Below are 12810 nucleotides of genomic sequence, written 5' to 3'. Positions count from 1 at the left end.
CAGAAAATTAAATAAAAAGCATAACTGGATAGTGCCTAATTACTCTTGGGTTACGGCCGTAGAGGTTGGGGTTCGTACCTAGCTTATGACGAGGAACGAGGAATAATCCCTCCGCGTTCACAGAAAACTCATCAAGAAATTGAAGCGTTTTTTTGTTTTCACAGTATTTTGAATCGGACCGAGCAGAAAATTAAATAAAAAACATAACTGGATAGTGCCTAATTACTCTTGGGTTACGGCCGTAGAGGTTGGGGTTCGTACCTAGCTTATGACGAGGAACGAGGAATAATCCCTCCGCGTTCACTGAAAACTCATCAAGAAATTGAAGCGTTTTTTTGTTTTTCAGTATTTTGAATCGGATCGAGCAGAAAATTAAATAAAAAGCATAACTGGATAGTGCCTAATTACTCTTGGGTTACGGCCGTAGAGGTTGGGGTTCGTACCTAGCTTATGACGAGGAACGAGGAATAATCCCTCCGCGTTCACTGAAAAAGCTTCAACTTAGGTTGGAGCTTTTTTGTTTGATACCACCAACAAATAATTCTGAAAGTACTTACGTTATAATTTCGGATTACAAATCCTCTTTCTCAATAAGCCCTGATTACAAATCAGGACTAGCCTGCATAACTTGAATGGCTAGGATTCACTGATCATCATTTTTCTCCATTAGACTTAACCTTTCCTCTCGGCGAAATATGAGTTTGGCTGAAGGCGTTAAACCAATCTCCAATTCAATTTCTTTCAAATCGATATTATCAATACTGATTTCATTCTTAATATCGGAAGCTTTGAATAAGCCAATCAGAATGAAATTCAGAAATTTATTCTTTTTTGTTTTTTTTAGAATGCTTTCTCTGTCTTCAAGACTTATTGTATGCTCTTGCTTAAATCGTGCAAATAAACGTGGCAAAAGGGCAATATCAACATCCAAACGAACAAGAACAAAACCTGCTTCTTCTATCTCTGGCAAAGCATCGTTTAAATTCTGAATTGCATTCTTTAGCTTATCCTTTCCCGTGCTTTTTATACTAGACCAAATTTCAGAACCCTTTTTCTTTGCATCTCCTAATAAATCATCTAGTGCATTTGCCATTTTCAGTTGCTTTTATTTTTAATTTGTATTTCTCTATACTCGTATTAGATCTTGAATCTAACATTAATTTCTTACTTGAAATTCAAGAATACCAATTTAATTACCTGAGCTATTATCTCACCTACAAGATTTGGTACAATTATAAAATCATTTTTTTTTCAAGAAGCAAGTAATAATTACCACACCTGTAAACACGATACATTACAACAAGAGACGCCCAAGTTGGACGTCTCTACTATAAGTTCATTGATTAGTTTAAAGTGGAATTCGACAAACTTACATTTCTAATATTTTCACTTCGGTTCTTCTGTTGGCCTGATGTTCTTCTTTGCTACAAGTAACACCATTAGCACAGCGATTTATCAACTTAGTTTCTCCATATCCTTTTGCTTTTAGGCGATCGGGAGAAATTCCCTTAGAGACAATATACTCTACGGCCTCAATTGCCCTGCGTTTTGATAATGCCATATTGTATGAATCACTTCCTCTGGAGTCGGTATGAGAACTTAGCTCTATTTTTAGGCTTGGATTGTCGGTCATAACCACCACCAATTTATCCAATTCAAAAGCTGCATCGATACGAATATTTGACTTGTTTACATCGTAAAATATATTATCCAAAACAAATACTTTACCTACCTGAACCTTATCTACCTCCTCTTTTGCAAATAGCTTATTCCCTATCACCTCATGAGTACTTAACTTTCTGGATTTTCCTAATATTCCTTTTTTATGATATTCTATTATATAATCGATGTCGCGCAATAAGGTGACAGAAAATTTCCCATTCGCATCAGTCGTTAAATCAATTATTTCTGCTGACATTTTATTCTTAATCGATACGTTTACATTATCAACAGGGAATTGATCCTCTTGATAAACTACTATACCATCTAATAGTAGTTCTCTATCCGGAATTTGATAAATCAATTGATTAAGTTCTGCATTTCTTCTCAGTTCACTAGCAGGAATTGCTCCTTCGCCATCAAAAAAATATTTTTTTTCCGATCTAAGTTGATAATTATCAATTTTAGTAATCTCAAACAAGAACTTACCATCACTATCGGTTATTACTTCCGATAATTTACCCGTTTTATCGATTAATGAAACTTTTGTATTACCAAGAATCTCTTTTGTTTCAGCATTAAAAACCTGTCCTTTTATTGTTCTTGATAAAAGTGTAAAGTAGTAAATATCATCATAGCTCTCCCCTTTTAATCGGTTAGAAGCAAAATACCCACTTCCTTTTTTAAGAATCAAATTAAAATCATCTTTGGCGGAATTAATTGGAGATCCTAAATTCAAAGGTTTCGAATTGGAATCATTTAAATCAATCGAAAATATATCCAATCCTCCAAATCCCAGATGACCTTTAGATGCAAAAAATAATTTATTTGTTCCATCTACAAAAGGAAACATTTCATTTTCCGGAGTATTAATTTTATCTCCTAAATTTTTAGGCTCACTCCATCCTGATTCTATTTTAGTTGACACATACAAATCGGTACCTCCAAATCCGCCTGGACGATCGGAAATAAAATAAAGACTCTTTCCATCAGCAGCTAATGCAGGATGACCGGTTGAATATCCGTCCAAATTTATGGAGAGTAATTCTGGTGCAGACCAATCGTCTCCTTCCTTATTGCAATGATATAGTTTAATGCTAACAACCCCCTGATTATTTCTTTTTGCTCTTTTTGAAGAAGAAAGGTAATTTCGTGTAAGAAACATTTCATCGCCCGAATTTGTAAAACAAACCGGACCGTCGTGCAAATTGGTTGTTAGGTTTTTCGAAAACAAAGATGCATTCAGCAGATTTCCTTCATCACCCACATGAGCTTGATACAAACGAAGGTAATTTTGATTATTCCAAAGATGATTTCTCTTAATTAAGCTCGTTTTCTCTCTTGCCGATGAAAAAACAACATCGTTGCGATAATATGCCACTCCAAAATCTGAAGCCTCCGAGTTGGCTGAAATTGGTTCCACATTGACCTTTAAGGAATTTTCTTTCAGTTTAGCGATTCCGCCAAGATCTATAACATCTTGATTGGGAGTGTTGGAATTTTCCAAATATTTCTCCATCCATAATTTTGCTTCACTATATTTCATATTACTTTGTAAAGCTCTTGAATAATGCAAATAATCTTCGCTTTCTGCAATCTCTGTTTTTATCAGCCTAGCGTACCACTGTTCCGATTTTTCTGTATTATTTACCAATCGATACGAATTAGCCAATTGCTTTGCGATGTTCAAATTAGAACTGTCTTTTTGCCAAATAATTTCATACAACTCAACAGCTTCTTGGTAGGAAAAAGAATCAAAATGTTTATTTGCCTTTTCCAATAACTGAGCTCCCACCGAAAAATTCGTAAATAATATCCCCAAAAATAGTATCGTGCGTGTTAATTTTCTCATAATTTTTATTCAGTAGAATTAGAAATACCTAGGTGTCATTACTTTCTTTTTATTGAACTGGAAATCGAAAGCCACCATAATTTCATGCGTTCCATTATTATAGCTACGAAGTTCGGACTCTGTTAAATCGAACGCATAACCAACCCGAAGTTGTTCCGACAACTGATAATGAATTAAAAAACTCATGGCATCGTCGATGCGATAAGCAGCTCCTAACCAGAGCTGATCTTTCAAAATAAAATTAGCGGATAAGTCGATTGACAAAGGAGCGTTCCAAACAATTTTAGATAAAATTGACGGCTTAAATTTCAAATTTTCATTTATATCGAATAAAGCACCAGTACTTATAAAATAATGCCGTTCCTTATAGCCCAAACTAGTTGTATTTACTCCATCATTATCGTAAGAATTTTTCAACATTCGCGGAATGGAAGCTCCGATAAAAAACCGAGGTGTATAATAGTACAGTCCCAATCCAAAATTCAGAATAAAATCTTCCTGAAAATCGGATGAAAATGCATCATCATTTTGTTGATTAAGAGTCAGATTCATCAGATTGATCTGAATCATATCAAAACCTCCTTTTATCCCCATGGAAAGGGTTCCTTGATCGCTTATTTTTAGTTTATATGCAAAATCAGCATAAAGACTATTCTGCTTCACGGGTCCTAATTCATCGTTGATGTAGGAGAAACCAGCCCCAATATTGTATTTGGTAACAGGAGCACTTAGCGTAAGTGTTCTTGATTTTGGGGCACCATCGAAACCGACCCATTGATCACGAGCAAGGAACATGGCACTCAACCTATCGGTACTTCCGGCATAAGCCGGATTTACCGTTAAAGGGTTGTGCATGTATTGAGTATACATAGGGTCTTGCTGTGCCATTATTTTACTTCCAAAAGGAAGCACTACCATTAGTAAAACAACGCATCTTATAATTTGCAGATTAAATCTATTCATGTTCCTCTTAATTAGTAGTTAATGTAAATGAATCCTTTAATAACTTTTGATCCATTTGCAAGATCGATTACATAGTAATAAGTTCCTTCTGGAATAACTTCGGTACCTACGGTCATGCTGTTCTCGGCTCTTCCGTCCCAATTATTTTGATATCCTTTTTTACTATATATTTTAGCTCCCCAACGATTAAAAATCATCAATTTACTATCTGGAAAATCTTTAATTCCTTTGATTACAAAGAAATCGTTAACACCATCCCCATTCGGAGAAAAACCTTCAGGAACAAAAATATATTCCGCACAATCGTCGTATGGATCCATATAATCCAGTATTCCATCCCCATCACAATCGTCATCCCCTTCGGTTTCATCAGTAAAAGTATCATTATCACTATCTAAATCTAGATAATCCGGAGTTCCATCGGCATCCGTATCCACTGGAAGATCGATACAAGAATCCGAGATTCGAGCTTCATCTTCATCAGAAATTCCATCATTATCACTGTCTAAATCGAGATAATCAAGAATTGAATCGGAATCTGTATCTGCAGTCAAAGTCTCCACAGCATCTGGAATTGAATCTTCATCGCTATCTAATATTCCAATTTCGATGGTGACAACCGCTTCGCTGCACAAACCAGCAGGATCGCAAATACGATAGGTAATTTGATCCGTTTTACAGTAAGAACCCAAATTAGCGAGGTAAGAAATACTTCCATCTCCATTAACTACTACAAATCCAAATTCTGGTTCTGTAATTATAGTAATCGTTAGTTCATCTTCATCGAGATCCAAATCATTATCAAGAACAGAAATAACAATTTCCTCATTATCTCTGGTTTCCACCTGATCGTTTTCTGCAACCGGAGCATCATTCACTCCAACTATTGTAATCACAACAGTAGCTTCATTACTATTTTCCGTTCCATCCGTTAAAACGTAGGTAAAACTCTCTTGAATTGTTTCTCCTTCGTTTAAATAATCATATTGTCCGTTTGGATCAAATTCATACATTCCATCAGCATTCAATCGAAGAATTCCGCCACCTGTCATCAAAATATCCACACCAATATTGTTTGCAAAACCATTCAATTCTACTACGCTTAGCATATCTCCATCCAGATCTGAATCGTTTGGTAATACATTTCCAAATAGCAGGGTATCTTCATTGGTTGAATTTGCATCATCAACTGCTACTGGAACATCATTTACAGAATTAACTGTAATAGTAACTGTAGCTGTTGATTGTTCTCCATCCTCATCTTCAATGGTGTAAGTAAAGGTATCAACACCGTTAAAATTATCATTCGGTATGTAGGTATATGAACCATCTGGTTGTACGAGAACAATTCCGTTTGCCGGATTTGTGTTCGTTACAACATTTACCTCTGCATCACCTAAATCAGTATCATTACTCATCAAATTACCGCTAACACCAGCATCTTCGTCTGTTGTATTAACATCTGCAACAGCAATTGGTGTGTCATTAACTGGATTTACAGTTATTGTTACTAATCCAGTATCCTGATCACCATCTTCATCTTCAATGGTGTACTCAAAAGTATCTTCGCCATAAAAATCGGTGTTTGGAGTGTAAATAAATGTACCATCAGCATGAACAACTACTGTTCCGTTTGCCGGATTTGTATTTGAAATCACGACCACAGGAGGATTGATGAAATCTTCATCATTCGCAAATAAATCACCACCAACAGCTTCCTCTTCGTTTGTTGCAAAAGAATCATCATTTGCAATTGGCTCGTAATCCAAAGCATCAACAATAATGGTAACTTTTGCTGTTGACTCATCACCATCTATATCGCGAAGCGTATAAGTAAATGAAACCGTTCCAAAATATCCTATTACAGGTGTGTAAACAAAAGTTCCATCGGCATTAAGCACAAGCGTACCTGTTGATGGACTTGTATTGCTAACAACCAGAACCGGTATGTCTACCAATCTTTCATCATTATCGAATACATTTTCATTCAACACGCCGTCCTCTTTCATAAAGTAATCATCGTTCACGGCCAAAGGCGTATCACTTACCTGAGCAACTGTAATTGTTACTATTGCTTCATCGCAAGCCTGAGTAAATGGAGCTATTGCATCATCACAAAGCTGATAAGTGAAACTTACATCTCCAAAGAAATCAGCAGTTGGATTGAAAGTAAATGTTCCATCAACATTCAGAATTAGTGTTCCATTGCTTTCAGCAGATCCACCATCTTTAAGAGTATAAACAAAATTCGCTGGATCATTGTCTGGATCCGTGTCTGCTCCATTTCCATTATCCGCTTTTAAATTACCGACCAACTGCTCATCCTCATTCACAGTAAACACATCATCTTTTGCCGTTGGACTATCGTTACTAGCTTCAACAGTTATTGTGAAAATTTGTACCTCTGAAGTATCATCTCCTCCATTATCAGTTCCTCCATCATCAGTAATAGTCACACTTAAAGTTGCCATTCCGAAAGCATTTAATGCAGGTGTAAACCTTAATTCTCCTGTGGCATCTAATGTTGGTTGCAAACTAAACAAACTTAAATTATCATTGGTCATGCTCAAAGTGAGATTCTGACCCGATTCGTCAGTAGGTCCGCTATTTTGAGTAGCAACTTGTCCTTCAATAATCACCAATCCGATATCCTCGCTCACCAAAATGTCTTTTGGATTCATAAAAGTAAAGGAAGGTTCATCGTTCACTGCCGTGATAGAAATACTCATGGTATAAGTCTCAGAACTATACGCAATTCCATCGAACACTTTAAATTCAAAGAAATCGTAGTTGTTTCCATTTTCATCAGAAACAGGTATAAACTTCAAGTTTGAAATAGTAAGAGCTGTAATTTCATCACCCAATGCTACAGGAGAACCATTGTACTCTAATGAACCAACTGATTCAAGTCCTACAATCTTAATCCCTGCAAAATCGTCTCCCTCTGCATCAGAATAATTAACAGAGAAATCTGTTTCAGAAAATAGTAAATCCTGATCTTCCAAACCTGTAGCACTTTCATTACCTGCAGTAGGAAAATCATTTATTGTAATTGCTATTTCATCGAAATCATCCGAACAAGCACCTGTACCTAATCCTATCGCAGTCAGTCGAACCACCACATTATCAGTAGTTGATGGTGTGAATACTGGATCTATTGACGTTGGATCATCAAATGAACCTCCTGTACTTGTCCAAAGTATACCTGCATGATTAACAGCTATTGCTCCAGTGACCTTATAAGTTTCACCTTCGTTAATCGTAGCCGACTCTTCACCAGCATTTAGCAATACTCTTGGCCAAATCTTGAGTGTCATAACATCGCTATCGGTTCCACTTATGCCAGAAATACTCAAGGTCAACTGAACCTCACCACTTGTTCTATCTGCATCACTCGGCTCGTAAACTGCATTCAGAATAGTCGCATCAACAAAATTCCCCGTTCCATTAGTAGTCCAGGCAAAATCGCTTGCATTATTTTCGGTTGCTGTACTTAAAGTAACATTCGCATCCGAAGAACAAATTTCAAGATCATCACCTGCAGAACAATCAATATCATTATCGATTATTGTTACTGTTGCTTCCTTAGTAGTTCCTAAAACAGTTGTAATATCACCAGAAGTAATTCCTGTAAGTGTTAGAATTACCGTTTCAGAATCTTCAAACAAAACATCATCCAATACGCTAACATCAATTGCAGCTGTTTTACTTCCTGCAGGAATGGTTATTGTTCCCGTTAAGGATGTAAAATCACTTCCTGCTGTTGCTGTTCCACTTACCGAGTAGCTAATGACTGTTGCCACTGCAGATGCTTTACTCAAGGATACAGTGAATTCACCATTATCTAAAGCAGGTGTTCCTTCCTGAGCGGTATCATCAGTCGCAAAGATTGTTACTTCTGTTGAATCGTCATCACCAAGATTCATACTTGCCGAATTGGTTCCTGCAATAGTAACCGCATTATCTGTCGAATTCAATGTTACAACAACCGTTTCCCCTCCCGTTTCCACTAAAGCATCATCAATAACTTCAACAGAAATTGTTACTTCAACAGAATTGGCAGGAATCTTTATAGTTGTTCCTAAATTCGAATAATCAATTCCTTCGGTTGCGGTTCCACTCACACTATAGGTAATTTCTGTATCTACATCTATAGGATTCGAAAGTGTCAAAGTAAACAAACCATCTGTCCCTGGCTCACTAGCTTGAGTCGTAACTGCGATGCTTACTTCGGAACTGTCTTCGTCCGTGATTGTTACTGTAGCTTCTTTGTTGCCATTATCAATTGAAACATCAGCATCTCCCGAAGTGATTGAACTTAATACAACAACGACTGTTTCATCAGATTCCAAAATGTCATTATCGATCACCGAAACATCAATTGTTCCACTGGTTGAACCTGCTGGAATAGTGATTGTTCCTGTTAAGGCAGTGTAATCGGAACCTGCTGTGGCTGTTCCGCCAATACTGTAGGCAATTACTGTCGCAACATCTGATTCCGCAGTCATGCTTACCGTAAACTGTCCATTATTGTTTGGCTCGCCTGCTTCAGCATCATTTGCAGTAATCGAAACTACCGAACTATCTTCATCCGTGATTGTTACTGTTGCTTCTTTGTTGCCGTTATCAATTGAAACATCAGCATCTCCCGAAGTGATTGAACTTAAGGTAACAACTACTGTTTCGTTGGCTTCTAATATGTCATTATCTATTACTGAAACATCAATTGTTCCACTGGTTGATCCTGCTGGAATCGTGATTGTTCCTGTTAAGGCAGTGTAATCGGAACCTGCTGTGGCTGTTCCACCAATATTGTAGGCAATTACTGTGGCAACATCTGATTCTTCAGTCATGCTAACCGTAAACTGTCCATTATTGTTTGGCTCGCCTGCTTCAGCATCATTCGCAGCAATCGAAACTACAGAACTATCTTCGTCCGTGATTGTTACTGTTGCTTCTTTACTTGTTCCTATACTAGTTTCTGAATCTCCCGAAGTAATGCCACTTAATGTAACAACTACTGTTTCGTCTGATTCCAAAATGTTATTATCTATTACTGAAACATCAATTACTCCACTGGTTAATCCAGCTGGAATAGTGATTGTTCCTGTTAAGGCAGTGTAATCGGAACCTGCTGTGGCTGTTCCGCCAATATTATAAGTAATAACAGTTGCTACATCTGATTCTTCAGTCATGCTGACCATAAACTGTCCAACATTAGATGGCTCGCCTGCTTCAGCATCATTTGCTGCAATCGAAACTACAGAACTATCTTCATCCGTGATTGTTACTGTTGCTTCTTTGTTGCCGTTATCAATTGAAACATCAGCATCTCCCGAAGTGATTGAACTTAAAGTAACAACAACTGTTTCATCAGATTCCAAAATGTCATTATCTATTACTGAAACATCAATTGTTCCACTGGTTGATCCAGCTGGAATCGTGATTGTTCCTGTTAAGGCAGTGTAATCGGAACCTGCTGTGGCTGTTCCGCCAATACTGTAGGCAATTACTGTGGCAACATCTGATTCCGCAGTCATGCTTACCGTAAACTGTCCAGCATTAGATGGCTCGCCTGCTTCAGCATCATTTGCGACAATCGAAACCACCGAACTATCTTCGTCCGTGATTGTTACTGTTGCTTCTTTGTTGCCGTTATCAATTGAAACATCAGCATCTCCCGAAGTGATTGAACTTAAGGTAACAATCACTGTTTCGTTGGCTTCTAATATGTCATTATCTATTACTAAAACATCAATTGTTCCACTGGTTGATCCTGCTGGAATCGTGATTGTTCCTGTTAAGGCAGTGTAATCGGAACCTGCTGTGGCTGTTCCACCAATGCTGTAGGCAATTACTGTCGCAACATCTGATTCTTCAGTCATGCTTACCGTAAACTGTCCAGCATTAGATGGCTCGCCTGCATCTAAATCATTTGCCACAATCGAAACTACCGAACTGTCTTCATCCGTGATTGTTACTGTTGCTTCTTTACTTGTTCCTATACTGGTTTCTGAATCTCCCGAAGTGATTGAACCTAAGGTAACAACGACTGTTTCATCAGATTCCAAAATGTCATTATCAATTACTGAAACATCAATTACTCCACTGGTTAATCCAGCTGGAATCGTGATTGTTCCTGTTAAGGCAGTGTAATCGGAACCTGCTGTGGCTGTTCCGCCAATATTATAAGTAATAACAGTTGCTACATCTGATTCTTCAGTCATGCTGACCATAAACTGTCCAGCATTAGATGGCTCGCCTGCTTCAGCATCATTTGCCGCAATCGAAACTACAGAACTATCTTCGTCCGTGATTGTTACTGTTGCTTCTTTGTTGCCGTTATCAATTGAAACATCAGCATCTCCCGAAGTGATTGAACTTAAAGTAACAACAACTGTTTCATCAGATTCTAAAATGTCATTATCGATCACCGAAACATCAATTATTCCACTGGTTAATCCAGCTGGAATGGTGATTGTTCCTGTTAAGGCAGTGTAATCGGAACCTGCTGTGGCTGTTCCGCCAATACTGTAGGCAATTACTGTGGCAACATCTGATTCTTCAGTCATGCTTACCGTAAACTGTCCAGCATTAGATGGCTCGCCTGCTTCAGCATCATTTGCTGCAATTGATACTTCTGAAGCATCATCATCGTTAATGGTTGCTGTTGCTACTCCGTCATCAATTGTTATTGGCTGTGCATTGGCATTACTAATTGTGATTGCTGCAAAGAAATTTTCTGTTGCTTCTAAGATATCATCTCCTAATATCTCAACTGGAATGTTCACGCTTGTACTTCCCGCAAGAATTGTATAGAGCTGAGCTGTTTGAGCGGTAAAATCGGTTCCAACAGCACTTCCATTGGTCGTTGAAAAACTGATCACAACATCTTCTTGCGCTACTCCATTCATGCTTGCCACAAAGTTGTGATCTGCATTAGCATCCGTTTCACTCACGGTGATATCTGCAATACTAATTGTATAAGCATCATCATCATTGATAGTTGCTATTGCACTTCCTGTTCCGATTGTTACTTGCTGTGCATTTGCTTCACTAATTGTAATTGCTGCAGTAAAGCTTTCCTGAGCTTCTGCAATATTGTCGCCCAATATCGCTACTGGAATGTTCACGCTTGTATTTCCCGCAAGAATTGTATAAAGTTGAGCTGTTTGAGCCGTGAAATCGGTTCCAACTGCACTTCCATTGGTCGTTGTAAAGCTGATCACAACATCTTCTTGCGCTACTCCATTCATGCTTGCCACAAAATTGTGATCTGCATCGGCATCCGTTTCACTCACGGTGATATCTGCAATACTAATTGTATAAGCATCATTATCAATAATTGTTCCTAAACCTTGCGCTTTAGAAATTGACACTCCCGATTGACCATTCTTAATTAAGTTAGTCAAATTGATGTAATACTCTTCTGTAGCCTCTGCAATAGTATTTTCAATTATATCGACAGTGATCGTTTGAGTACTACTATTAGCTCCTCCAAAGGTAAATGTTGTTGCTGGTATCGCAGTATAATCAGAAGGTTCAGAAGCACTTAAATTAGCCGTAGCATAATCTACTGTATAATCATTCTGTACCGTACCTGTTTGAGTAATTGTAAAAGTCGCTGTTCCAGCAGATTCATTTACCGAAATATCATCAATTGCTAATGTTGCAAAATCATTATCATTGATCGTTGCCGTTGCACTTCCTGTTCCGATTGTTACTTGCTGTGCATTTGCTTCACTAATTGTAATTGCTGCAGTAAAGCTTTCCTGAGCTTCTGTGATATTGTCGCCCAATATTGCTACTGGTATATTGACAAATGTGGCACCTGCTGGAATTGTATAATTCTGAGCTGTTTGAGCCGTGAAATCGGTTCCAACTGCACTTCCATTGGTCGTTGTAAAGCTGATCACAACATCCGCCTGAGCTATTCCGTTCATTGTTGCCACAAAATTGTGATCTGCATCTGCATCCGTTTCACTCACGGTGATATCTGCAATACTAATTGTATAAGCATCATCATCGTTGATCGTTGCCGTTGCACTTCCTGTTCCGATTGTTACTTGCTGTGCATTTGCTTCACTAATTGTGATTGCTGCAGTAAAGCTTTCCTGAGCTTCTGCAATATTGTCGCCCAATATTGCTACTGGAATGTTCACGCTTGTATTTCCCGCAAGAATGGTATAAAGTTGAGCTGTTTGAGCCGTAAAATCGGTTCCAACTGCACTTCCATTGGTCGTTGTAAAGCTGATCACAACATCTTCTTGCGCTACTCCATTCATGCTTGCCACAAAATTGTGATCTGCATCGGCATCCGTTTCACTCACGATGAT

The 12810-nt window shown here is 38.0% G+C and carries 4 protein-coding genes (1 of these 4 running past the window's edge); all 4 read right to left on the bottom strand.

The window, feature by feature from the left end:
• Positions 1–643 precede the first annotated feature (643 nt).
• Positions 644–1093, bottom strand: a complete 450-nt coding sequence (locus BZG02_RS13590; protein WP_101261985.1) for a hypothetical protein — start codon at positions 1091–1093, stop codon at positions 644–646.
• Positions 1094–1369: 276 nt separating this feature from the next.
• The gene (locus tag BZG02_RS13585) at positions 1370–3511 is read right to left on the bottom strand and encodes an OmpA family protein (protein WP_101261984.1); all 2142 of its coding nucleotides are present in this window, start codon (positions 3509–3511) and stop codon (positions 1370–1372) included.
• A gap of 18 nt (positions 3512–3529) precedes the next feature.
• Positions 3530–4474 carry a PorP/SprF family type IX secretion system membrane protein gene (locus tag BZG02_RS13580; RefSeq protein WP_101261983.1) on the bottom strand — a complete coding sequence of 315 codons (945 nt, stop codon included), beginning with the start codon at positions 4472–4474 and terminating at the stop codon, positions 3530–3532.
• A gap of 11 nt (positions 4475–4485) precedes the next feature.
• Positions 4486–12810, bottom strand: partial view of a Calx-beta domain-containing protein gene (locus tag BZG02_RS13575; protein ID WP_101261982.1) — the 3' end only. It continues 18849 nt past the right edge of the window; 8325 of the gene's 27174 nt are visible here — the last part of the coding sequence; its start codon lies beyond the right edge, outside the window; it ends in the stop codon at positions 4486–4488.

Source organism: Labilibaculum filiforme, from assembly GCF_002843315.1.
Classification (GTDB): Bacteria; Bacteroidota; Bacteroidia; order Bacteroidales; family Marinifilaceae; genus Labilibaculum; species Labilibaculum filiforme.
This window is presented reverse-complemented; position numbering and strand designations above follow the sequence as displayed.

Coding starts and splice junctions, on each gene's coding strand:
- BZG02_RS13590 (WP_101261985.1), bottom strand. CDS start 1,093: ATGGCAAATGCACTAGATGATTTATTAGGAGATGCAAAGAAAAAGGGT.
- BZG02_RS13585 (WP_101261984.1), bottom strand. CDS start 3,511: ATGAGAAAATTAACACGCACGATACTATTTTTGGGGATATTATTTACG.
- BZG02_RS13580 (WP_101261983.1), bottom strand. CDS start 4,474: ATGAATAGATTTAATCTGCAAATTATAAGATGCGTTGTTTTACTAATG.